Origin of the sequence: Micrococcus sp. H39-S4 (assembly GCF_027158145.1) — a bacterium.
In the GTDB taxonomy this organism is placed as follows: domain Bacteria; phylum Actinomycetota; class Actinomycetes; order Actinomycetales; family Micrococcaceae; genus Micrococcus; species Micrococcus luteus.
This window is the reverse complement of the sequence record NZ_JAPVLT010000025.1, coordinates 1-1,434: the sequence shown is the minus strand read 5'-3', so window position 1 is coordinate 1,434 and position 1,434 is coordinate 1. Positions and strand designations below refer to the sequence as shown.

The following is a 1,434-nucleotide window of genomic DNA, read 5'->3' as shown; positions in this document are numbered from 1 at the left end:
GGGCGTGTCAGATGGTCTGTGTAAGCCGTACCGAGAGGAACGGTAAGAATCATGACCATGATCGACGAGAAGAACCCAGGCGAGCCCTCGGGCCAGGACCTGGTCGAGCAGCTGAAAGCCTCAGGGCAGCTTGATGCCCTGTTCGCGCAGATCGACGCGGGCGGCGTCGAGCTCACCGGTGACGGCGGGTTCGTGCCCGCGCTGGTCAAGGCCGCGCTCGAGCGGGGCCTGCAGGCCGAGCTGACCAGCCATCTGGGCTACGAGAAGGGCTCGAGCGAGGCGCCGAAGCACGCCAACTCCCGCAACGGGACCACCCCGAAGACCGTGGAGTCCGAGGTCGGGCCGATCGAGCTGGACGTCCCGCGAGACCGGGGCGGGTCGTTCACCCCGCGCCTGGTGCCCAAGGGCCAGCGGCGCCTCGGGGGCCTGGATGACATGATCATCAGCCTCTATGCCGGCGGAATGACGATCCGGGACATCCAGCACCACCTGGCCTCCACGATCGGCACGGACCTGTCGCACGAGACGATCTCCAACATCACCGACGCCGTGAGCGAAGAGGTCCTGGCGTGGCAGTCGCGGCCGCTGGAGGAGTTCTATCCGGTGATCTATCTCGACGCAATCCGGATCAAGATCCGAGAGAACAGCCAGGTCCTCAACCGTGCCGCCTACATCGCCGTCGGCGTGGACCTCGAGGGCATCAAGCACGTGCTGGGGATCTGGGTCCAGGACACCGAGGGCTCGGCGTTCTGGGCCCACGTCTGCGCCGATCTCGCGAACCGGGGCGTGCAGGACGTGCTGATCGTGTGCTGCGACGGGCTCAAGGGCCTGCCGGAGGCGGTCGAGGCGACGTGGCCGGACTCGATGGTCCAGACCTGCGTGGTTCACCTGATCCGGGCCGCGATGCGGTTCGTGGCCTACCAGGACCGCAAGAAGGTCGCCGCCGCGCTGAAGCCGATCTACACTGCCCCCAACGAAGAGACCGCGAGGAAGGCGCTGGCCGAGTTCGAGGCCTCCGAGCTCGGCACGAAGTACCCGTCTGCAGCCGCGACCTGGGCGAACTCCTGGGAGCGGTTCATCCCGTTCCTGCAGTTCCCACCCATGCTCCGCAAGGTCATCTACACGACCAACAGCATCGAGTCGCTGAACTTCCAGCTACGGAAGGTGACCAAGAACCGCGGCCACTTCCCCTCGACCGAGGCGGCGGTGAAGCTGCTCTGGCTGGCGATCTGCAACATCGAAGACAAACGCGCCGCCGAACGCGCTCGGGACCGGGGCAAACCCGCCGGCCAGCGCAAAGCCCAGGGCCGGCTCGTCGAAGGCCAGGCCGTCACGAACTGGAAGCAGGCCCTCGCCCAGCTCGCCGCGGCCTACCCCGACCGGATCAACCCCTACCTGTGACCACCCCGCTTACACAGACAAGTTGACACGCCC

At 66.8% G+C, this 1,434-nt stretch carries 1 protein-coding gene; it reads left to right on the top strand.

Annotation, left to right across the window (positions count from 1 at the left end; translation table 11 throughout):
• The first annotated feature begins 57 nt into the window (after positions 1–57).
• On the top strand, positions 58–1,401 hold the full coding sequence (locus O3T09_RS11750; protein WP_036316274.1) for an IS256-like element ISMlu11 family transposase: 1,344 nt from the start codon (positions 58–60) through the stop codon (positions 1,399–1,401).
• Positions 1,402–1,434 lie beyond the last annotated feature (33 nt).